The sequence below is a fragment of the Saccharothrix lopnurensis genome (assembly GCF_042658445.1).
GTDB classification, from domain to species: Bacteria; Actinomycetota; Actinomycetes; order Mycobacteriales; family Pseudonocardiaceae; genus Actinosynnema; species Actinosynnema lopnurensis.
Genome location: NZ_JBHSQO010000025.1, coordinates 21,552 through 41,165, shown reverse-complemented (window position 1 = coordinate 41,165; position 19,614 = coordinate 21,552). Strand labels below are relative to the sequence as shown.

The following is a 19,614-nucleotide window of genomic DNA, read 5'->3' as shown; positions in this document are numbered from 1 at the left end:
CTTCCGCCCCCGGTCTCGACGACCAGCCTAACCGTCAGTCGGAGCGCAGGGTCACCTGCACGGTCAGCTCCCGACCCTGCCTGACCAGCACGACCGGCACCGTCTCCCCGATCTCGCGCTCCCGCACCGCGACGGTCAGCTCGGCGGCGTTGCGCACCAGCCGGTCCCCGACGCGGATGATCACGTCCTCCTCCTGGATGCCGGCGGCCGAGGCGGCGCCGCCCTCCAGGACGTTCTGCACCTGCGCGCCCTCCGCGGTCTCCGCGGACGCCGAGCGGGCGTTGAGGTTCAGGTCCGCGTGCTTGACCTCGCCGTCGCGGATCAGCGCCTGCGAGATGCGGCGCGCGTAGTTGCCGGTGATGGCGAACCCGAGGCCGACGGAGCCGCCGGTCTCGGTGCGGATGGACGAGTTGATGCCGACCAGCGCGCCGGACGAGTCGACCAGCGCGCCGCCGGAGTTGCCGGGGTTGATGGCCGCGTCGGTCTGGATCGCGTCGTAGGTGACCTGGGGGCCGCCGTTCTCGCCCGCCGCGGTCACCGGGCGGTGCAGGGCGCTGACGATGCCCTCGGTGACCGTGTTCGACAGCGACAGCGGGGAGCCGATGGCCAGCACCGTGTCGCCCACGGCCAGCTCGTCGGAGTCGCCGAACCGCAGCACGGTCGGGTTCTCCACCTCGACCTTGATCACCGCGAGGTCGGTCTTGGAGTCGCGGCCCACGACCTGCGCCACGGCCCGCTTGCCGTCGGTGAACACCACGGTCAGCTTCGCCGACGTGTCCTGCACGGCCGGCGCGACCACGTGGTCGTTGGTGAGCACGTAGCCCGCGCCGTCGATGACCACGCCCGAGCCGACGCCCGCCACGTTGGCGCCCTTGAACTCGATCGACACCACGCTGGGCGTGACCCGGCCCGCGATGTCGGCGACCGAGCCGACCGGGCGCTCCTTGGCGGGCTTGACCTCGGCCAGCGTCACGCCACCGTCGGTGAGCGGGTTGCCCACGCGGCCCAGCAGCCAGCCGACCACGCCGCCGCCCGCGCCGACCAGCAGCGCCGCCGCCAGCAGCAGCACCAGGGCCGTGGGCTTCACGCGCCGCCCGAACAGCAGCTCCGGCACGCTCAGCTGCGCCCCGGTCCTGGTGTCGGGCTTCGCCGCGGGCGCGGACCCCTCGGTCACCGCGGGCGGTCCGATCACGGCCGAGGCGCCCGGGTCGCGCCACGCGTCGCCCGCGGGCCTGCCCTCCCAGAAGACCGGCTCCACCTCGGGTTCGCCGTGGAGGTCCAGCGGCGGGCGCTGGAGGCGCGTGCCCGCGTCGTCCCGCGGCCGGCCGAACGCCGTGGCCAGCGCCTCCGGCGGTGGCGGCGCGAGCCGCACCGGGCCGCTGCCGTTGGTGTAGGGGGCCGGGCGGTCGGCGGCGAACGCGCCGGGCACGTCCCGCGGCCGACCGAACGCGGCGGCCTGACCGGGGTCGACGGCCGGGCGGGCCAGGGGGCGGGGCGCGAGCCTGCGGTGCGCCCCGTCGTCGACGCCCGACCTGGGGGTCCCGTTGCCCTGCTCTGGCTCGCTCATCGCTCCCCGCACGTCGTCACGCAAAACCTGTCGCGGGGCAATCGTGCCCGCCGAGCGGTGAAGTCGCCGTCAGCGACCCAGGTCCGCGACCGGGCGCAGCACGTCCACGCGCTCGGCCGAGGAGGGCGACGGCGCGACCGCGGGCAGGGGCGGCGGGGTGGTGCCCTGCGCGGGCGAGGGCGAGGGGTCGTCGCCGGGGACGACGAGGGCGAGCGCGCCGAGCATCAGCCCGGAGACGACGACGCCGGCGCCGTGCCGGGCCCGCCTGCCGCCGAGGCGGCTACCGCCGCCGGTGCCGAAAGGGCGGCTCTGGCCCAGGACGGGTCCCGTGCCGAAGGTCACCCGGTCGGGCCGCTGCACGGTGACCAGCTGGCCGTCCTCGGTGACCGCGAGGTTGTCGGGCGCGCTGGGCAGTTCGACCTGCTCCGGGATCGCGCCCAGCCTGGCCAGCAGGCCGGCGGGCGCGCACGGGGTCGGCGCGGCCCGCACCGCGGAGCTCGCCTGCTGCTGCGAGTACGCCTCGGCCGCGCAGAACGGGCAGCGCGCCAGGTGGGCGGCCGCCCGACCGCGGGCCGAGGCGGACAGCTCACCGTCGACGAAGGCGACCACCGCGTCGGGCAGCAGGTGCTGCTCGGGCAGTTGCCAACCTCGCAGGTCGGTCATGCAGAGTCCTCCCGAACAAGACCCCGACGGCGTTCCATCTCCAACCGCAGGGCCTGGCGGCCCCGGTGGATCCTGCTCCTCACCGTACCCAGTTTGATGCCCAGGGTGGCGCCGATCTCCTCGTAGGAGAGCCCCTCCACGTCGCACAGCACCACGGCGGCGCGGAACTCGGGCGGCAGCTCGTCCAGCGCGGCCTGGAGCTCCGGGTCCAGGTGGGTCTCGTCGTAGACCTCCTCCGGGCTCGGGTCGTCGCCCCGGATGCGGTCGTGCTCCTCGGGCAGGGCCTCCATGCGCACGCGCGAGCGGCGGCGGGCCATGTCGAGGAAGAGGTTCGTGGTGATGCGGTGCAGCCAGCCCTCGAACGTGCCGGGTTTGTACGACGCGAGCGAGCGGAAGACCCGGATGAAGGTCTCCTGGGTGAGGTCCTCGGCGTCGTGCTGGTTGCCGGTGAGGCGGTAGGCCAACCGGTAGACCCGGTCGGCGTGCTCGCGCACGACCTGGTCCCACGAGGGCACGGTCCACTCCGCGTCCTCGATGGGCGCGGTCGGTGTGGCGGTCGACTGCTTCGGCATCGGGGGGTTGAGCACCTCCAGTGGGCTGGATGCCCTGCTGCACGGGTCAACGCTCGGCGTGCCTCGCGTGTTCCCGTTGGTCCTGCGCTGCGACCAGCCTGACCGGTCCCCTTATAACGATGGTGAGAGGCGGCTGAGAGCAGGCTGAGAATCACGGCTCGGCGGAGCCGGCCCCGGACGGCCGCCGTCGGCGTTAGCCTTCCTGCTGTGGATGCGCCTACGCGCGAGTACGTGGAGCACTACCTGCCCGAGGACCCGGTGCTGGCGGCGGCCCGGGGTCGCGGCGCCGAGCTGGGCTGCGTGCCGATCGGGGCCGGTGGCGGGGCGGCGCTGCGGTTCCTGGCGGCCGCGCTGCGGGCCAAGGCCGTGGTCGAGGTCGGCACCGGAGCGGGCGTGGGCGCCCTCTACCTGCTCGGCGGGATGCCGGTGGCGGGGGTGCTGACCTCGATCGACGTGCGGGCGGAGCACCAGCGGGCGGCGCGGGTGGCGTTCGCGGAGGCCGGGGTCGCGGTGTCGCGGACGCGGCTGATCACCGGGCGGGCGCTGGAGGTGCTGCCCCGGTTGGCGGACGGCGCGTACGACCTGGTGTTCGTGGACGCGGCGAAGGCGGAGTACCCCGGTTACCTGCGGGAGGGGGTGCGGCTGCTGCGGCCGGGCGGGGTGATCGCGTTCGACAACGTGCTGTGGCACGGGCGGGTGGTCGACCCGTCGCACCGGGACGCCGACACGGTGGCGATGCGGGAGGTGGCGAAGGCCGTGCGCGACGACGAGCGCCTGGTGCCGGTGATCCTGCCGCTGGGCGACGGGCTGCTGGTGGCGGCGAAGGCGGGGTGAGCGGGGGTGCCGGAACCGCTCTAGTGTGTGGCGTATGGGGGCGTTTTGCCTGGTCACACGATTGGGTGAACATCGGCCGAAGATGTACGAAAACGGTGTTCCCGATCATCGGTTGAAATGAATGAGGAGCCCGACCACCACCCCTGCCCCCTACCACCCCGGCACGCCCCGCCCACTCCGCCTACTCCGCGCCTACTCCGCCCCGCCTGACCCACCCCACCTACCTCGCCCGCCTGCCCACCCCGCCCCGCCTGCCCTGCCCAGCTCCGCCCCGCCTGCCGTGCGCCGACCCGCTCACGGCCCTCCTGCCCGGCCCCACCCCGCTCACGGCCCGAACCGGCGACGGTAGGCGCTGGGGGCGAGCCCGGTGCGGCGGTGGAACTGGACCCGCAGGTTGGCCGCCGACCCCAGCCCGCTGCGGCGGGCGACCACGTCGAGCCGGGACTCGCCGCGCTCGATGAGGCTGCGCGCCAGGTCCACGCGCTCCGCCGTGAGCCAGGCCAGCGGGGTGGTGCCCAGCTCGGCCCGGAACCGCCGGTGCAGCGTGGCCTGGCTGACCGCGGCCCGGGTGGCCAGCGAGGCGACGGTCAGCGGCTCGTGCAGGTTGGCGCGGGCCCAGGTGAGGACCGGCCCGAGCGACTCGTCCGGGACCTCGGGCACCGGGCGGGTGACGAACTGGCGCTGGCCGCCGTCGCGGTGGGCGGCGAACACCAGGCGGCGGGAGACCGTGTTGACCACCTCGGTGCCGTGGTCCTCGCGGATCAGGTGCAGGCCCAGGTCGAGGGCGGCGGCGCTGCCGGCGGCGGTGTGGATCGGGCCGTCCTGGACGTACAGGACGTCGGGGACCAGCGTGACCCGCGGGAACAGGTCGCGGAACAGGTCGGCCCACCGCCAGTGCGTGGTGGCCCGGCGGCCGTCCAGCAGGCCCGCGTGCGCCAGGGTGAACGCGCCCGTGCAGAAGCTGACCAGGCGCGCGCCGCGGTCGTGGGCGCGGGTGACGGCGTCGAGCAGGGGTTGCGGCGGGCGGACCCAGCTGTCCGGGCGGTTCGACACGATCAGGGTGTCCGCGCGGTCGGCTTCGCTCAGGTCAGGGACACCCGTGAGGGTGAAAAAGCCGTGGTTCATGCGGACCGGGCCGAGGGCGCACAGCGTGAACGAGTACCACGGCCGGTCCTCGCCCAGCTCCGGGCGCGTCAGGCCGAACAGCTCGGTGCCGACGCCCATCTCGAACGGGTTCGAGCCGGAGTCGACGATCATCACCACGTGGTGCGAGGATCCTGGCGGCATGTGCGGTTCCTAGCACTTCCACGTCCGGGTGGGAACAGCCCACGATCAGGCGATGGAGCCGATCAACCTGGGGAACGCGCTGGCCAGCTTCGACGCGCTGTGGAGCCCGCGCATCGTCACGACCGTGAACGACTACGACATCCGCGTGGCCAAGGTCCGGGGTGAGCACCTGTGGCACGCGCACGATCACACGGACGAGTTCTTCTTGGTGCTGGAGGGTGAACTGGAGATCGCGCTGGAGGAGCGCACCGTCCGGCTGGGGCAGGGGGACGTGTTCGTGGTGCCCAGGGGCGCGCGGCACAAGCCGTCGTCGAGGGGTGGGGCGCGGATCATGGTGGTCGAGCCCAGCGGGACGTCGAGCGTCGGGGACCGGCACGAGGAGGTTCCCGAGCACGTCGACGCGACCACCGGTCACGCCCTGGGCGAGGACGTCTGACGGGTCGCGCGCCGACCCGGCCGCGCACCGGGCAGGCGGGAGGCGGGAGGCGGGAGGCGGGGAGCGCAGGCGGGGACGGGGACGGGGGGCGCTGGGCCCGGCACCCACGGCCAGGCCCCGCCGCCCCGCGTCACTCGGCCGTGATGCCCTTGCCGAGCACGGTCACCCCACCGGCCGACACCGTGTACCGCTGCCGGTCCATCGCGGGGTCGACGCCGATCAGCGCGCCGTCCGGCACCACGACGTTCTTGTCCAGGATCGCCCGCCGCACCACGGCGCCGCGCCCGATCCGCACGCCGGGCAGCAGCACGCTGCCCTGCACCACCGACCCGGTCTCGACCACCACGTCCGACGACACCACCGACCCGTGCACGGTGCCGGAGATGATCGACCCCGGCCCCACCATCGAGTCCTCCGCGCTGCCGCCCGCGATGAACTTCGCCGGCGGCAGCGGCGGGGTCGCGGTGCGGATCGGCCACGCCTGGTTGTAGAGGTTGAACACCGGTCGCACCGACACCAGGTCCATGTGGGCCTCGTAGTAGGCGTCGATGGTGCCGACGTCGCGCCAGTACCCGCGGTCGCGGTCGGTCTCCCCGGGCACGCCGTTGTCGCCGAAGTCGTAGACGTGGGCCCGTCCCTGGTCGACGAGCATCGGGATGATGTCGCCGCCCATGTCGTGGTCGGAGTCGGGGTTGGCCGCGTCCGTGCGCAGCGCCTCGATCAGCGCCTCGGTCCGGAAGACGTAGTTGCCCATCGAGGCGAACGTGACCTCCGGGTCGCCGGGCACGTGCGGCGGGTCGGAGGGCTTCTCCAGGAACCGGGTGATCACCCCGAACTCGTCGGAGTCGATGCACCCGAACGCCTTGGCCTCGGCCCGCGGCACCCGGATGCCCGCCACGGTGACGCCCGCGCCGGTCTCGACGTGCTGCTCGACCATCTGGCCGGGGTCCATCCGGTAGACGTGGTCGGCGCCGAAGACCACCACGTGCTCCGGCTTCTCGTCGTTGACGAGGTTCAGCGACTGGAAGATGGCGTCGGCGCTGCCGGTGTACCAGCGGGGGCCGAGCCGCTGCTGTGCCGGGACCGGCGTGACGTACTGCCCGAGCACATTGGACAGCCGCCAGGTGGTGGAGATGTGCCGGTCCAGGGAATGGGATTTGTACTGGGTGAGCACGCAGAGCTTGACGAAACCCGCGTTCACCAGGTTGGACAGGACGAAGTCCACCAGCCGGTAGTTCCCGCCGAAGGGCACCGCCGGTTTTGCCCGGTCGGCGGTCAACGGCCACAACCGTTTGCCCTCGCCCCCGGCGAGGACAATTCCCAGAACGTGCGGTTGCCCTTTCACAGCAACGACCCTAACCGGGTGAGCACCACCTCACCAACGGCGAACTAACGCAGCCGCCGCCGTTCACCCGGCTGCCGGGGCCGCGGGGTTACGGTGAGCCGGTGCGAATTGGACTGCTGACACGTGAGTACCCGCCGGAGGTCTACGGCGGCGCCGGGGTGCACGTCGGTTTCCTGGTGCCGAGGTTGCGCGAGCTGATCGAGGTCGACGTGCACGCCTTCGGTGGTCCGCGCGCGGACGCCCGGGCGCACGTCCCGGCACCCGGGTTGGAGGGGGCGAACGCCGCGCTGGCCACGCTGTCGGTGGACCTGGAGATGGCGGCGGCGCTGGGTGGCGTGCAGCTCGCGCACTCCCACACCTGGTACGCCAACATGGCCGGTCACCTGGCGAAACTGCTCCACGGCACCCCCCACGTGGTGACCGCGCACTCGCTGGAGCCGCGCCGGCCGTGGAAGGCGGAGCAGCTGGGTGGCGGGTACCGGGTGTCGTCGTGGGTGGAGCGCACCGCGTACGAGGCGGCGGACGCGGTGATCGCGGTGAGCGAGGGGATGCGGGCCGACGTGCTGGACTGCTACCCGGCGCTGGACCCGGCGCGCGTGCACGTGGTGCGCAACGGCATCGACGCGGTGGCCTACCGGCCGGTGCCGGAGACCGACGCGCTGGAGCGGCACGGCATCGACCCGGGGCGACCGATCGTGACTTTCGTGGGGCGGATCACTCGGCAGAAGGGTGTCGGGCACCTGGTCGCCGCCGCGCACCGGTTCGCCCCCGACGCGCAGGTGGTGCTGTGCGCGGGCGCGCCGGACACGCCGGAGATCGCCGAGGAGACGCAGCGGGCGGTGGCGCGGCTGGCGGCGGCGCGGCCGGGGGTGTTCTGGATCCAGCAGATGCTGCCGGCGGAGGAGGTCCGGCAGGTGCTGAGCCACTCGACGGTGTTCGTGTGCCCGTCGGTGTACGAGCCGCTGGGGATCGTGAACCTGGAGGCGATGGCGTGCGGGACGGCGGTGGTGGCGTCCGACGTGGGCGGCATCCCGGAGGTCGTGGAGCACGGGGAGACCGGGCTGCTGGTGCACTACGACGAGGACGACGTGGAGACGTACCGGGCGGGGTTGGCGGACGCGGTGAACGAGGTGCTGGGCGACCCGGTCCGGGCGGCGGCGTTCGGCGCGGCCGGGCGGGAGCGGGCGGTGCGCGACTTCTCGTGGGCGTCGGTCGCGGAGCGGACGGTGGAGGTGTACCGGGCCGCCCTGAACGGCGTCAGCTGATCTTCACACCCCGGTGTGATATTCGTCACTGCCGTTCGAGTGCAACCCGGAGGGGTGGCGATCGCCTTTACCAGTAGGGGGTCGACTACTGGGGGTTGTGGATGCGGTGGGGTGTCCTCCTGCTGGCACTGGTGACCGCGGGGTGCGCGACGCCCGCGTTCAGCGCGGAACAGGTGCGGTTGACCCTGGACGGGCAACCGGTCCTGGACGCGCCGGCGTTGCAGGCGCGGGCCGAGGCGGAGCTGAGCTACACGCTGTCCTTCGGGTACGTGGCGCGCACCGGCGGGGCGGCCGTGAGCTGCTGGTTCGCCCGGACCGGGAAGCTGTTCGACGTGGACAGCCGGCTGTGGTGCGGCCCGGTGCAGGTGCCCGGCACCGCGGCCACCACCGACTGGGTGCCGGTGCCGCTGAAGGAGGTCGAGCGGACCGGGTCCGGGGTGCGGCTGGAGGTGCAGCCGCCGCAGGTGCCCGCGCCCGGCGCGCGGAGCACGCCGGTGGGGAAGCTGGTGCGCACCGACGGGCGGGAGGCGGCCGCCGACCAGGGCGTCGGTGAGGCGGGGCCGGACTTCCTGGCCGTGCTGCCGGACGAGGGGCAGCAGGTGGAGGCGGCGTCCGCGTTCGTCCGGGACGACCAGCTGGAGGTGCGGGTCACCGGGTACGCGAAGCCCGTGTCGTGGTCGACGGACGCCGGTGAGCTGCGGGCGGAGCACGGCGTCGAGCTGCGGGTGCTGCGGTTGGCCGTGACGCGGCACGGCGAGGTCGACTCGGCGTTCCGGCAGACCCCGTGGCGCGGCTGGCTGCCGCAGCCGCCGGAGCTGTCGCTGGACGTGCCGGGCCGGCGGCACCGGCTGCCCGCCGACCGGTTGCCGGAGCAGGGGTCGGTGCTGGTGGTCTACACGGTGCCCGCCGCCGGGGGTGGCGGGGCCGAGGCGCTGGTGCTGAACACCGTGGGCGCGAAGTCGCTGGAGCAGCGGGTCGAGGTGCCGTCCGGGCAGGTGGCCGGGGCGGTCGCGGGGGTGCTGCGGCGGGCACCCGGGCCGGAGTCGACGTCCGTGTCGACGCCCGCGACGGTCGGGACCGCGACCGGGTCGGTCGAGGTCGTGCGGGCGCGGCTGGGGCGGCAGCGGCCGGTGGCGTTCAGCGACCAGTACGAGCTGGCCACGGCGGGGCCCGGGACGGCGCTGCTGGAGCTGCGGTTGCAGGGGCACGGGCTGCCGACGGTGGTGGGGGCCTGGGAGACCGCGCGGCTGCTGGTGGCGGAGTTGCCGGACGGGAGCCGGGCGCGGTTCGTGGGGGCCCGGCACGGTGGGGACACGATGCCGGTCGCGGTGGTGTTCGAGGTGCCGGAGGACGTGCGGTCGGTGCGGTTCTCCGTGATGGCGGGGACGGTGACGTTGCCCCAGCTGGGGACGGTGTCCGTGGGTGGTGGGGAGCCCGGGGTGGTGGCGCTGGACTTCTGAGCCTCGCCGGGGTCGGGCTGCGGCGGGGCTCGGGCGTGGGTGGGGCTGCGCGGGCTCGGGCCGGCGGCGGTCGGGCTACGTCTCGGGCTGGCCGCGGGTCGGCTCAGGGGGCCGGCGGCGGTCGCGGGCTGCGAGGGCTGGGGCCGGCGGCAGGTCGGCTCAGGGCGCTCGGCTGCGGTCGGCACGGCGGGGGCAGCAAGGCAGGCGGGATCGGCGGGTCCCGTGGGGGACGGCGGTGGACGTCGGCGGGGGTGTGGCGGGGGTCGCGGTTCCTCATGCTCTAACCGAGTGCCGGACCCCCCGTTTTCGTACATCCTCCCGCCGATGATCACCCCATCGTGTCGCCGTCCGCACCGACGCCCGCCGCGACGTCCGCACCGACCCAGCTCTCGGCCAGCCCGATCAGCGTCCGGGCCGCGAAACCGGTCGCACCCGGCACGACCTCGTCGTACGCCTTGTCCGCCCGCGCCGGCCCCGCGATGTCCAGGTGGGCCCACGGCACCTCCCCGGTGAACTCGCGCAGGAACAGCGCCGCCGTGATGCCGCCCGGCCCGGGAGGGCACTGGCGGACGTCCGCGATGTCGCTGCGCACGTCCTCCGCCGCGTCCTCCAGCAGCGGCATGCGCCACCACCGCTCCCCCGCCGCCTCGCCGGCCCCGAGCAGCCGGGCCGCCAGGTCGTCGTCGGTGGCGAACAGGCCCCCGGTGCGCACGCCGAGGGTGACCTTCATCGCCCCGGTCAGGGTGGCGACGTCCACCAGGTGGTCCGGGGCCAGCGTGCGCACGGCGTAGGCCAGCGCGTCGGCCAGTACGAGCCTGCCCTCCGCGTCGGTGTTGGTGACCTCCGTGGTGGTCCCGCCGTAGTGCCTGATCACGTCCCCGGGCCGGTAGGCGGAGCCCGACACGTGGTTCTCGGCGGCCGGCACCAGGCCGGTGACGCGCAGCGGCAGGCGGAGGCGGGCGATGCCGACGAGGGCGGCGATGACGGCGGCCCCGCCGGACATGTCCGTGCGCATCAGGTGCATCCCCTGGGCGGGCTTGATGGAGATGCCGCCGGTGTCGAAGGTGATGCCCTTGCCGACCAGGACCAGGTGGGGGCCGCCGGAACCACCGCCGGAACCACCGCCGGACCAGGTGAGTTCGACGAGCCTGGGCGGCCTGGCGGAGCCGCCGCCGACGGCGAGGACGCCGCCGAAGCCCCGATCTGCCAGCCACCGCTCGTCGCGGACCCGCACGTCCAGGCCGGGGACGTCGCGGGCGGCGCGCACGGCGGCGGCGGCGAGCCAGGCCGGGTCCTTGACGTTGGACGGGGTGTTGGCGAGGTCGCGGGCCAGCGTGGTGGCCGCGGCGAGGGTGGCGGCCCGGTCCACGGCGGCCGCGGCCGCGGTGACGAGGCGCAGGGACTTCACCCGCTTGGGCGCCTCCGTCCCGGTGATCCGGTAGCGGTAGCCGCCGAGGGCGGCGCCCAGGGCGAACGCCTCGACGGCGGCGGGGTCGAGGTCGGTGGGCAGCCGGACGTCGAGGGAGGTGGGGCCGCCCTGCTCGGCGTCGCCGTGCAGGGCCCTGATCAGGGACGCGCCCGCGGTGCGCCAGTCGCCGGGCGCGCCGTCGCCCGCGCCGACGTACCAGGTGCCGTCGTGCCTGGTGGTGGCGCCGGCCTTGCCGGTGACGCCGGTGGGGACGTCCCCGCCGCCGCCCGGACCGAGGCGCACGGGGTCGCCGGGGAACGCGACGAGCACCGCGGGCACACCCCGGCGGAGGGTGGTGGCCGCCTCGACGGCGACCGGCGGGGTGGGCAGGGGTGCGCGCACGGGTGCTCCTCGGCTGGGGCGGTGTTCACGGGGAAAGGCGCTGGTCACGGCGTGGTGCGCCGACGTAGCGATGCCCCGGTTCCACAGTGGAAACCGGGGCTGCTCGACGCTGTCTCGCTCCGGCTGGTCAGCCAGCGGCTGCCTTGAGGGCGTCGCCCAGGGCGTTGGCCTCGTCCGCCGACATCTCGACGACGAGGCGCCCACCACCCTCGAGCGGAACGCGCATCACGATGCCGCGCCCCTCCTTGGTGACCTCGAGGGGACCGTCGCCGGTCCGGGGCTTCATGGCCGCCATCGCGTGCTCCCTCCGTCAACATCTTCCCCGTCCGACCAGGGCCGGATACCGCCCCCATTCTCCCCTATGCGGACTCACCTGCGAAACCGAACCGATCTTTCCGACCGCCGTGGACTCCGCAGGCGATCTTGACCAACGCCCTGTTCACGGCCAGGATCGCCGTGCCGCAACGACTTCCGCGCGCGCCGGCAACCGTCACCCTCCCGTGACCGATCACCGCCCTGTGGCGTGTCGTGGGCCCGCCCTGACACACTCGGCTCTCGTGCGAGCCCGTTCCGCGCTCTTCGACGTCTACGGCGGCCACCTCCGCGAGCGGGGTGGCGCGGCGACGATCGCCGCGCTGGTCCGGTTGCTGGAGCCGCTGGAGTTCGCCGCGCCCGCGGTGCGCACGGCGGTGTCGCGGACGGTCCGGCAGGGCTGGCTGGCGCCGGTGCGGCTGCCGGCCGGTCCCGGCTACGCGATGACGCCCCGCGCGGAGCGGCGGCTGGACGAGGCCGCGGCCCGCATCTACCGCACCCGGCCGTCCACGTGGGACGGTCGCTGGCACGTGGTGGTGCTGGAGGAGGTGCCGGCGCGGGAGGCGCGGGAGCGGCTGGCGTCCTCGCTCCAGCTGCTGGGCTACGGCGCGCTGGGGCCCGTGACCTGGATCTCGCCGCGCCCGTCGGCGGAGCTGGCGGACGTGCTGGCGGCCGAGGGGGTGCGGGGCGGCACGTTCCTCGGCGAGCACGAGGGGGACGCGGCGGAGCTGGCGGCCCGCGCCTGGGACCTGGCGGACCTGGGGCGCGACTACGCGCGGTTCACCGCCGAGTGGGGGCCGGTCATGTCCGCTGTGGACGGTACGTCGCCCGCGGGGGCGTTCGCGGCGTCGCAGCGGCTGCTGCACGCGTGGCGCAAGTTCCTGTTCCGCGACCCGGGGCTGCCGCGCGAGCTGCTGCCCGCGCGGTGGCCGGGCGCGGGCGCCGCCGAGTTCTTCGACCGGCACACCGCGCGGCTGGCGCCCGCGGTGGCCGGGTTCGTCGACGACTGCCTGGGTACGAACTGAGCGCAACCGGAGGTCCTGCCGTGTCCGAACTCCTCGTCGACGACGCCGACGGCGTGCGCACCCTGACGCTGAACCGCCCGGATTCGTTCAACTCGTTCACCGTGGCGCTCAAGGAGCGGCTGCTGGAGGTGCTGCTGGAGACGTCCGCGGACGAGGCGGTGCGGGCGGTGGTGATCACCGGCGCGGGGCGGGCGTTCTGCGCGGGCCAGGACCTCAAGGAGCACATCGCGCTGCTGGAGGCGGGTGACCCGGCGCCGCTGCACACGGTCGAGCGGCACTACAACCCGGTGGTGAGGGCGATCGTGGGGATGCCCAAGCCGGTGATCGCGGCGGTGAACGGCACGGCGGCGGGCGCGGGCGCGTCGCTGGCGTTCGCGAGCGACCTGCGGATCGCGGCGGCGGGCGCGCGGTTCCTGATGGCGTTCGCGAACGTGGGCCTGACGGCGGACTCGGGCGCGTCGTGGACGCTGCCGCGGCTGATCGGGCACGGCCGGGCGATGGAGATGATGCTGCTGGCCGAGCCGGTGGGCGCGGAGGAGGCGCTGCGGATCGGCATGGTCAACCGGGTGGTGCCCGACGGCGAGGCGCTGCCCGCCGCGCGGGAGCTGGCGCGGCGGTTCGCCGACGGGCCCACCACCGCCTACGCCAAGATCAAGGAGGCGATGGCGTTCACGGGTGAGCTCGCGCTCGCGCTGGAGGTGGAGGCCCGCACGCAGGCCGAGGCGGGCGCGACCGCGGACCACCGGGAGGCGGTGGCCGCGTTCGTGGCGAAGCGGCCGCCGCGGTTCACCGGCCGCTAGGGCCGCCGGCCGTTGGAGCCGCCGGTCGACAGGTCGTCGGTCGACAGCTCATCGGTCGCCGGGCCGTCGGCGTCGACGGCGCGGAAGCAGGCCGCGATGTGGTCGTCGACCATGCCCGTGGCCTGCATCAACGCGTAGCAGGTGGTGGGGCCGAGGAACGCGAAGCCGCGGCGTTTGAGCTCCTTGGCCATGGCCTTGGACTCGGCGGTGGTGGCGGGCACGTCGGCGGCGGTGGCGGGCCGCGTGTGGTGCTCGGGCCGGAACGACCAGAGCAGCTCGTCCAGCGGCACGTCGAGCCGGCCGACGGCGCGGGCGTTGTTGATCGTGGCGAGGATCTTGGCCCGGTTGCGCACGATGCCCGCGTCGGCCATCAGGCGTTCGACGTCGGTGTCGTCGAACGCGGCCACGGCGACGGGGTCGAACCCGGCGAAGGCGCGGCGGAAGTTCTCGCGCTTGCGCAGGATGGTGATCCAGGACAGGCCGGACTGGAACGACTCCAGCGCCATGCGCTCGAACAGGGCGGTCTCGCCGCGCAGCTCCACGCCCCACTCGGTGTCGTGGTAGTCGACGTAGTCGGGGGTGCTGCGGCCCCACGGGCAGCGCACCGGGTCGGCGGCCGGCGCGCGGCCGTTCCGGTCAGCCACGCGGGTACTCCCGGGCGAACCGGGCGAACCGGATCAGGGACAGCTTCACGCCCGGCGCGAACGCCAGGGTGAGGGGCAGGGCCACGTCCTCGGCCCAGACCAGTTCGCTGCGCGCGCCGAGCGGGCGGACCAGGAACTCGCCGGTGCCGCGGACCAGGCGGCCGGTGTGGTCGACGGCGCAGCGCAGCGGCGGTTCCCACGCGGTGACGCGCATGGTGTCGGTGAAGCCGAGGGGGCCGAGGCCGGTGAACGCGGACAGCTCGCTGCCCACGCCCGCGCCGTCGCCGGCGGTGACGCGGACCCGGGTGCCGAGCATCCACTCGCCCTGCCGGTCCCAGTCGGTCAGCGCGGCCCAGGTGCGGGTGGCGGGCGCGTCGACGTGGACGCGCAGTTCCAGGCGGGTCACGCGGGGGTCGCCTCCGGTCGGGTGGGGCGGGGTTCACGCCGGGTCATGCTCGGCCTCCCGGGCGGGCCGGCCGTTGGGGGACGCCTGGTCCGCCGGCAGGTCGGCGGGTGAGGCGGGCACGTCGGCGGGCGAGGCGGCGGACGGGCCGGCGGGCGGCGAGCCGACCGGCCCGTCCCCGCCCTCCAGTTCGGCGACCCGCGCCCGCAGCCGCTCGACCTCGCCGGCCAGGCGTTCCACCGCCCAGTCCACCTCGGTCATCTTGTAACCGCGCAGGACCTGCTGGAACCGCAGCCCCCGCACGTCCTCGGGGGTCACGTCGTCGGCGGGCAGGCGGGTCGGCGACGCGCCCGGCGGCAGCGGCGCCAGTTCCTCGCCCCGCCCGAACACCAGCGCGGCCAGCAGGAAGACCACGGCCGCGACGAGCGCCATGACGACGATGTAGATGAGCGCTGAGGTCACGTGACGATCGTGGCACACGCCCGCCGCTCACAGCGACGAGAACACCACGCACCGCCGCGCCAGCACGGCCAGCCGCAGCATCACGGCCAGCGAGAACAGGGTGGCCGGCAGCACCGGCGGCGACACGACCAGCCGGGCCGCGTCCAGGTAGGCGGTGGCGGCCAGGACGGCGAGGTTGCCGCCCAGCGCGACGCCGACCGCGCCGACCGCCACCGCGCCCGCGAGCCTGGCCAGGGTCAGGGTGCTCAGCGTGGTGCGCGCGAGCCGCCGACCGACCAGCAGGGCGAGCACGGCCACGCCCGCGACCAGCCACGACGCGGTGTCGTTGAACCGGGCGACCAGCAGGTACCAGGCGGGTGGCGGGGTGTCGAAGTCCTGCCAGGCGCCGATCCAGAAGGCCCGGTTCAGCTCCCAGAGGAGGTGGGTCGGCGGCAGGACCAGCACCAGCGTGCGCAGCGTGCGCGTGCCGTGGGCGAGGCCGAGCAGGCCCTGGTAGTCGCGGGCCACGGCGGCGACCGGCCCGAACTCGGCGACCGCCCGCCGCTGGGCGGCCTCGTCCGCCAGGCCCCGGTCGCGGTGGGCGGAGGCGGCGTCGTCGAGGCTGTCGCGGGCCTCGGCGAGCAGGTCGTCCTTGACGTGGTCGGGGCCGCGCAGCCGCCGGTCCAGGGCGGTGACGTAGTCGTCGATCACGCCTGCGCCGGCCACGGCCCGCCCCCCAGCACGCCCTCGATCGCGGTGGTGAACTCGCGCCACGCGGTGCGCTCGGCGACCAGCGCCCGGCGGCCGGCGGCGGTGAGCCGGTAGGTGCGGCGCTGCCGCCCGCCGACGGTGCTCCACTCGCTGCTGACCAGGCCGGCGGACTCCAGCCGGCGCAGCGCGGGGTAGACGGTGCCGGTGGGCAGGTCGAGCGCGCCGCCGCTGCGCCGCTGGAGCGCCTCGATGATCGCGTAGCCGTGCAGCCGCCCGTCGTCGAGCGTGGCCAGGAGCAGCGCGTCGAGGTGGCCGCGCAGCGCGTCGGACTTCATGCGTAGTGAGTCTACCGATCGAAGCCTGGGTCCGCCTCGGGGAATCCCCGATCCCACGTAGGCTCGCCACGGACAACCTGCCTGCTCGTGGACGCCCTCGGACCGTCGACGCCGCGCGGCGGTGGGCCGGGGCGCGCGGGTCCGGGCGGCGGGTCCGGGCGGCGACGGCCGCGTCACCCGGGACGGCACCCACGCCGGGCCGGTCGCGACGCCCGGCCGCTACCGGGACCGCTGGAGCACCGAGCGCATGGCGGGCCGGTCCTCCGCCGGCACCCGCACCGACGAGGGCAGCCACTCCCCGTCGAACGGCAGGAACTGGGTCAGCTCCTCGGAGGTGACCGGCACGCCGCAGCGGCGCAGCGCGGTGCCCGTGACCTGGGCCGCCATCGCGCCCAGCTGCCGCAGGTCCCGGTTGCGGTGCTCCCGCGCCCCCAGGTTGACCTGCGCGATCCCGGCCAGGCCGTAGCGGGCGTGGGCGTCGAGCAGCAGCCCGATCTCCACGCCGTAGCCGGGGGCGAACGGCACCGACTCCAGGAACGCGCGGGTGCCCGCGTACTCGCCGCCCAGCGGCTGCACCACCCCGGCCAGCTCCGGGCGCAGCGCGTTGAGCAGGGGGCGGGCGGCCAGCTCGGTCACCCGCCCGCCGCCGTCGCCCGACCCGCCCAGGGGCCGCCGGTAGAAGCCCTTGACCAGGTGCACGTCCCGGGTCAGCAGCGGCCCCAGCAGGGCGGGCACGAACCCCGGGTCCGGGTCCACCAGGTCCGAGTCCAGGAACACCACCAGGTCGCCGGAGGTGGCCGCGAGCGAGCGCCACAGCACCTCGCCCTTGCCCGGCCGCGGCGGCAGCTCGGGCAGCACGTCGCGGCGGCGCACCACCCGCGCCCCCGCCGCCGCGGCCCGCGCCGCCGTGCCGTCGGTCGACCCGGAGTCCACCACGACCAGCTCGTCCACCAGGGAGCCCACCAGCGGCCGCACCGAGGCGACCACGCCGCCCACGGTGGCCTCCTCGTCCAGCGCGGGCAGCACCACGCTCACCGCGCGGCCGCCCTTGAGGGCCACCAGCTCCGGGACCGCCCACGGCGGGCGCTGCCAGGTGTTGGCCGCGAACCAGTCGGGCATCAGGCCAGCGCCCGCAGGACCCGCGCGGGCGGGCGCGTGCCCGCGATGCTCGCCACCATCTCCAGCACCCGCCGCGTCTGCCGGACCTGGTGGGCCCGGAACACCTTCGCGCCCGTCCACGCCGCCACCGAGGTCGCCGCGAGCGTGCCCTCCACCCGGTCGCCCACCTCCGCGCCCAGCGTCTCGCCCACGAAGTCCTTGTTGGACAGCGCCATCAGCACCGGCCACCCGGTGCCCACCAGCTCGTCCAGCCGGCGCAGCAGCTCCAGGCCGTGCCAGGTGTTCTTGCCGAAGTCGTGCGTCGGGTCGATCAGCACGCCCGCCGCCGGCACGCCCAGCGCCACCACCCGCTCCGCGCGCTCCACCAGCTCGCCCGCCACGGCCGCCACCACGTCCCGGTAGCGCACCCGGTGCGGGTCGGTGCGCGGCGCCAGGCCGCCGGTGTGGGAGCAGACGATGCCGACGCCGAACTCGGCGGCCACCTCCGCCAGCCGCGGGTCCGCGCCCGCCCACGTGTCGTTGAGCAGGTCGGCGCCCGCCGCGCACACCGCGCGGCCCACCTCGTGCCGCCACGTGTCGACGCTGATCACCAGGTCCGGGTGCCGCTCGCGGACCGCCGCGACGAACGGCACCACCCGCCGCGCCTCCTCGGCCGCGTCCACCACCTCGCCCTTGGCGCCGGCCCGCACCCCGCCGATGTCGACGATGTCCGCGCCCTCGGCGACCGCCCGGTCCACCGCGGCCATGGCGGCGGTGTCGGTGAACGTCGACCCCCCGTCGTAGAAGGAGTCGCGCGTCCGGTTGACGATCGCCATCACCAGCGCGCGGTCGTGCGCGACCTCCCGGGCACCGAACCGCAGCATGACCGCATCGTGCCACGCCCCGTCCCCGCGTGATCCGCGCCACACCTCCACCCTACCGACGAGTACCCATGGGGTTTACTCACCGGTAACACCCTGCGTGATCCCGGTCACGGTCAAGGAGGACCTCGTGCGCCGATCACTCCCCCTGCTGCTCGCCGCCCTGCTCGCGCTGCTCCTGGCGCCGCCCGCGCAGGCCGCGCCCGGCTTCCGGACCTCCTACGAGACGATCCCCGGCGCGGGCGGCACCCCGCTCCGGGCGGTCGTGGTCGAGCCCACCGGGCGCGGCGGCGGGCCGTTCCCGCTGATCGTGCTGCCGTCGAGCTGGGGCCTGCCCAACCTGGAGTACGTGGGCGCGGCCGCGAAGCTCGCCCACGAGTCCGGCTACGTGGTCATCAGCTACACCAGCCGGGGCTTCCACGACTCCGGCGGCGAGATCGACGTCGCCGGCCCGGACACCGTCGCCGACGTCAGCCGGGTCATCGACTGGGGCGTGGCCGAGGCGGCGGGCGACCCGGCGCGGGTCGGCGTCGGCGGCATCTCCTACGGCGCGGGCCAGGCGCTGCTCGCCGCCGCGGCCGACCCCCGGGTCAAGGCGGTGACCGCGCTGAGCACGTGGACCGACCTGGCCCGCTCCCTGTACCCGAACGAGACCGTCAGCGCGCAGGGCGTGGAGCTGCTGCTCGCCGCCGGCCGGCTCACCGGGCGGCCCGGCCCGGTGCTGCGCGAGGCCGAGACCGCCTACCGGCAGGGCCGCTTCGCCGACGTGCTGCCGATCTCCCCGCCCCGCTCGCCCGCCACGCGCGTGTCGTCGATCAAGGCCGCGGTCCTGATCGGCAACGCCTGGAACGACGGGCTGTTCCCGCCCGGCCAGGTCACCGACTTCTTCACCGCGCTGACCGGGCCCAAGCGGCTCATGCTGTCCCCCGGCGACCACGCCACCGCCGAGCTGTTCGGCGCGGCCGGCCTGCCCAACGAGATCTGGGAGTCGGTCGGCCGCTGGTTCGACCACCACCTCAAGGGCGTGGCCAACGGCGTCGACCGCGAGCAGCCCGTCCAGCTCAAGCCCGCCAACGGCGGCGCCTGGCGCGGCCACCCGACGTGGGCGGCGGCCACCGCGCGCACCGAGGTGGCGCCGCTGGCCGCGGACCGCATCGGCGCGGTCCGGCCGACGCTGGCCGAGAGCGGTACCGTCCTGCTCTCCGGCGCGCTCCAGGGCTTCTTCAGGATCCCGGTCGGCGTGTCCACCCCGCTGGTCGACCGCGGCGCGGCGGCCGTGTGGCGGACCCCGGTGAGGTGGCAGCCGGTCACCGTCAGCGGCACCCCCCGCGCCCGGCTCACCGTGACCCCCGGCGCGCCCGCCACCACCCTGTACGCCTACCTGTACGAGGTGAACCCGCTGGGCCTGGGCGCGCTGGTCACGCACAAGCCCGTCACGCTGGCCGGCACCGGGACCCGGGTGGTCGACCTCGCCCTGGAGCCGGTGGTGTGGCAGGTCGGCGCGGGCAACCGGCTCGTGCTGGTCGTCGACGCCGTGGACGCCCGGTACGGCGGGACCAGCACCCCCGGCGCGTCGGTGGCCTTCGGCGCGGACTCCTCGCTCTCGGTGCCGCTCGGCTGAGGCCCGCGGGCGGGGGCTCCCGGGCTGGGTCCTCTGGCTGGGGTCCTCTGGCTGGGGTCCTCTGGCTGGGGTCCTCTGGCTGGGGTCCTCTGGCTGGGGTCCTC

The 19,614-nt window shown here is 75.1% G+C and carries 20 protein-coding genes and 1 pseudogene; 7 read left to right on the top strand and 14 right to left on the bottom strand.

Features of this window, described 5'->3' with window-relative positions:
* Positions 1 to 34: 34 nt before the first annotated feature.
* From ACFP3R_RS22945 to sigE, 3 genes are all read right to left on the bottom strand, one after another.
* The gene (locus ACFP3R_RS22945) at positions 35 to 1,567 is read right to left on the bottom strand and encodes a S1C family serine protease (protein WP_380638432.1); all 1,533 of its coding nucleotides are present in this window, start codon (positions 1,565 to 1,567) and stop codon (positions 35 to 37) included.
* Between the two features lie 69 nt (positions 1,568 to 1,636).
* Positions 1,637 to 2,230: an anti-sigma factor family protein gene (locus tag ACFP3R_RS22940; RefSeq protein ID WP_380638431.1), complete on the bottom strand. Its 594-nt coding sequence runs from the start codon at positions 2,228 to 2,230 to the stop codon at positions 1,637 to 1,639.
* Positions 2,227 to 2,802 (bottom strand): RNA polymerase sigma factor SigE, encoded by a 576-nt coding sequence (sigE, locus tag ACFP3R_RS22935; RefSeq protein ID WP_380638430.1) that lies wholly within the window; start codon positions 2,800 to 2,802, stop codon positions 2,227 to 2,229. The genes ACFP3R_RS22940 and sigE overlap by 4 nt, the downstream gene beginning before the upstream one ends.
* 207 nt (positions 2,803 to 3,009) lie before the next feature.
* On the opposite strand from sigE, the gene ACFP3R_RS22930 reads away from it, so the two are divergent.
* Positions 3,010 to 3,636 (top strand): O-methyltransferase, encoded by a 627-nt coding sequence (locus ACFP3R_RS22930; protein ID WP_380638429.1) that lies wholly within the window; start codon positions 3,010 to 3,012, stop codon positions 3,634 to 3,636.
* Between the two features lie 324 nt (positions 3,637 to 3,960).
* On the opposite strand, the gene ACFP3R_RS22925 is transcribed toward ACFP3R_RS22930, so the two are convergent.
* Positions 3,961 to 4,923, bottom strand: coding sequence for a helix-turn-helix domain-containing protein (locus ACFP3R_RS22925; protein WP_380638428.1), 963 nt, complete (start codon positions 4,921 to 4,923; stop codon positions 3,961 to 3,963).
* Between the two features lie 52 nt (positions 4,924 to 4,975).
* Here ACFP3R_RS22925 and ACFP3R_RS22920 point away from each other — a divergent pair, with 52 nt between their 5' ends.
* Positions 4,976 to 5,359, top strand: a complete 384-nt coding sequence (locus tag ACFP3R_RS22920; RefSeq protein ID WP_380638427.1) for a cupin domain-containing protein — start codon at positions 4,976 to 4,978, stop codon at positions 5,357 to 5,359.
* 130 nt (positions 5,360 to 5,489) lie between these two features.
* On the opposite strand, the gene glgC is transcribed toward ACFP3R_RS22920, so the two are convergent.
* Complete coding sequence (glgC, locus tag ACFP3R_RS22915) at positions 5,490 to 6,704, bottom strand: glucose-1-phosphate adenylyltransferase (protein WP_380638426.1); 1,215 nt, start codon at positions 6,702 to 6,704, stop codon at positions 5,490 to 5,492.
* Between the two features lie 101 nt (positions 6,705 to 6,805).
* Here glgC and glgA point away from each other — a divergent pair, with 101 nt between their 5' ends.
* Together glgA and ACFP3R_RS22905 are read left to right on the top strand one after the other, a co-directional pair.
* Entirely contained in the window at positions 6,806 to 7,969 is a 1,164-nt protein-coding gene (gene glgA / locus ACFP3R_RS22910; protein WP_380638425.1) for a glycogen synthase, read from the top strand.
* 101 nt (positions 7,970 to 8,070) lie between these two features.
* Entirely contained in the window at positions 8,071 to 9,429 is a 1,359-nt protein-coding gene (locus ACFP3R_RS22905; RefSeq protein WP_380638424.1) for a hypothetical protein, read from the top strand.
* A gap of 328 nt (positions 9,430 to 9,757) precedes the next feature.
* Here the strand turns inward: ACFP3R_RS22905 and ACFP3R_RS22900 are convergent, their stop codons facing one another.
* The gene (locus ACFP3R_RS22900) at positions 9,758 to 11,239 is read right to left on the bottom strand and encodes a leucyl aminopeptidase family protein (RefSeq protein ID WP_380638423.1); all 1,482 of its coding nucleotides are present in this window, start codon (positions 11,237 to 11,239) and stop codon (positions 9,758 to 9,760) included.
* 127 nt (positions 11,240 to 11,366) lie between these two features.
* Positions 11,367 to 11,534 (bottom strand): DUF3117 domain-containing protein, encoded by a 168-nt coding sequence (locus ACFP3R_RS22895; RefSeq protein ID WP_012783412.1) that lies wholly within the window; start codon positions 11,532 to 11,534, stop codon positions 11,367 to 11,369.
* A 262-nt stretch (positions 11,535 to 11,796) separates the two neighbouring features.
* Here ACFP3R_RS22895 and ACFP3R_RS22890 point away from each other — a divergent pair, with 262 nt between their 5' ends.
* Both ACFP3R_RS22890 and ACFP3R_RS22885 read left to right on the top strand, forming a co-directional pair.
* Complete coding sequence (locus tag ACFP3R_RS22890) at positions 11,797 to 12,576, top strand: PaaX family transcriptional regulator (protein WP_380638422.1); 780 nt, start codon at positions 11,797 to 11,799, stop codon at positions 12,574 to 12,576.
* Between the two features lie 20 nt (positions 12,577 to 12,596).
* Positions 12,597 to 13,376, top strand: coding sequence for an enoyl-CoA hydratase-related protein (locus ACFP3R_RS22885; RefSeq protein ID WP_380638421.1), 780 nt, complete (start codon positions 12,597 to 12,599; stop codon positions 13,374 to 13,376).
* Here the strand turns inward: ACFP3R_RS22885 and ACFP3R_RS22880 are convergent.
* The 7 genes and pseudogenes from ACFP3R_RS22880 to folP all read right to left on the bottom strand — a co-directional run bounded on the left by ACFP3R_RS22880 (position 13,373) and on the right by folP (position 17,892).
* Positions 13,373 to 14,020 carry a DNA-3-methyladenine glycosylase I gene (locus tag ACFP3R_RS22880; RefSeq protein WP_380638420.1) on the bottom strand — a complete coding sequence of 216 codons (648 nt, stop codon included), beginning with the start codon at positions 14,018 to 14,020 and terminating at the stop codon, positions 13,373 to 13,375. The two genes, ACFP3R_RS22885 and ACFP3R_RS22880, sit on opposite strands and share 4 nt — an antisense overlap.
* Positions 14,013 to 14,426, bottom strand: a complete 414-nt coding sequence (locus tag ACFP3R_RS22875) for an SRPBCC family protein (protein ID WP_380638419.1) — start codon at positions 14,424 to 14,426, stop codon at positions 14,013 to 14,015. The genes ACFP3R_RS22880 and ACFP3R_RS22875 overlap by 8 nt, the downstream gene beginning before the upstream one ends.
* A 180-nt stretch (positions 14,427 to 14,606) precedes the next feature.
* Positions 14,607 to 14,885, bottom strand: a pseudogene (locus ACFP3R_RS22870) (DivIVA domain-containing protein); the annotation flags it as partial.
* 27 nt (positions 14,886 to 14,912) lie between these two features.
* A complete protein-coding gene (locus ACFP3R_RS22865) occupies positions 14,913 to 15,590 on the bottom strand; it encodes a permease prefix domain 1-containing protein (protein WP_380638418.1) in 678 nt (225 codons plus the stop codon).
* Positions 15,572 to 15,910 carry a PadR family transcriptional regulator gene (locus tag ACFP3R_RS22860; protein WP_380638417.1) on the bottom strand — a complete coding sequence of 113 codons (339 nt, stop codon included), beginning with the start codon at positions 15,908 to 15,910 and terminating at the stop codon, positions 15,572 to 15,574. Before ACFP3R_RS22860 ends, ACFP3R_RS22865 begins: the two co-directional genes overlap by 19 nt.
* A 219-nt stretch (positions 15,911 to 16,129) precedes the next feature.
* Positions 16,130 to 17,029, bottom strand: coding sequence for a glucosyl-3-phosphoglycerate synthase (locus ACFP3R_RS22855; RefSeq protein ID WP_380638416.1), 900 nt, complete (start codon positions 17,027 to 17,029; stop codon positions 16,130 to 16,132).
* Positions 17,029 to 17,892 carry a dihydropteroate synthase gene (gene folP / locus ACFP3R_RS22850; protein ID WP_380638415.1) on the bottom strand — a complete coding sequence of 288 codons (864 nt, stop codon included), beginning with the start codon at positions 17,890 to 17,892 and terminating at the stop codon, positions 17,029 to 17,031. Before folP ends, ACFP3R_RS22855 begins: the two co-directional genes overlap by 1 nt.
* 127 nt (positions 17,893 to 18,019) lie before the next feature.
* Here folP and ACFP3R_RS22845 point away from each other — a divergent pair, with 127 nt between their 5' ends.
* Entirely contained in the window at positions 18,020 to 19,510 is a 1,491-nt protein-coding gene (locus ACFP3R_RS22845) for a CocE/NonD family hydrolase (protein WP_380638414.1), read from the top strand.
* Positions 19,511 to 19,614 lie beyond the last annotated feature (104 nt).

Bases quoted from the DNA above. Each gene is read 5' to 3' on its own strand.
- ACFP3R_RS22920 (WP_380638427.1), top strand. From the start codon at position 4,976: ATGGAGCCGATCAACCTGGGGAACGCGCTGGCCAGCTTCGACGCGCTG.
- ACFP3R_RS22905 (WP_380638424.1), top strand. From the start codon at position 8,071: ATGCGGTGGGGTGTCCTCCTGCTGGCACTGGTGACCGCGGGGTGCGCG.
- ACFP3R_RS22940 (WP_380638431.1), bottom strand. From the start codon at position 2,230: ATGACCGACCTGCGAGGTTGGCAACTGCCCGAGCAGCACCTGCTGCCC.
- ACFP3R_RS22945 (WP_380638432.1), bottom strand. From the start codon at position 1,567: ATGAGCGAGCCAGAGCAGGGCAACGGGACCCCCAGGTCGGGCGTCGAC.
- folP (WP_380638415.1), bottom strand. From the start codon at position 17,892: ATGCTGCGGTTCGGTGCCCGGGAGGTCGCGCACGACCGCGCGCTGGTG.
- sigE (WP_380638430.1), bottom strand. From the start codon at position 2,802: ATGCCGAAGCAGTCGACCGCCACACCGACCGCGCCCATCGAGGACGCG.
- ACFP3R_RS22855 (WP_380638416.1), bottom strand. From the start codon at position 17,029: ATGCCCGACTGGTTCGCGGCCAACACCTGGCAGCGCCCGCCGTGGGCG.
- ACFP3R_RS22925 (WP_380638428.1), bottom strand. From the start codon at position 4,923: ATGCCGCCAGGATCCTCGCACCACGTGGTGATGATCGTCGACTCCGGC.
- ACFP3R_RS22860 (WP_380638417.1), bottom strand. From the start codon at position 15,910: ATGAAGTCCGACGCGCTGCGCGGCCACCTCGACGCGCTGCTCCTGGCC.
- ACFP3R_RS22895 (WP_012783412.1), bottom strand. From the start codon at position 11,534: ATGGCGGCCATGAAGCCCCGGACCGGCGACGGTCCCCTCGAGGTCACC.